Source organism: Pseudoalteromonas aliena (genome assembly GCF_038155085.1).
Lineage (GTDB): Bacteria > Pseudomonadota > Gammaproteobacteria > Enterobacterales > Alteromonadaceae > Pseudoalteromonas > Pseudoalteromonas aliena_A.
Genome location: NZ_JBAKAU010000233.1, coordinates 1 through 214 on the forward strand (window position 1 = coordinate 1; position 214 = coordinate 214).

A 214-nucleotide genomic window follows, 5' to 3' on the forward strand; every position below is an offset into this window, starting at 1 on the left:
TTGAGGCAATCGCGTTTAATCCAACAATCATAATACCCGACGTACCGAAATCTAACCGGTGCGGTAACTTAGCCTCTGCAAATGCAGCTGTTTACTCTTTTTGACCATGTACTAAACGGTAATGCACTGAGTCCCAGTTAAGCTGATTTTTACCCGACAAACTCAATAACCCACAGGGTTTATTAATCAATTAAATTTCGTCATCTTGATATAG

1 pseudogene is annotated in these 214 nt (G+C 39.7%); it reads right to left on the reverse strand.

The annotated features are described in order from the left end of the window. Positions 1-214 (reverse strand): annotated as a pseudogene (locus V6260_RS19200) (RluA family pseudouridine synthase); the annotation flags it as partial.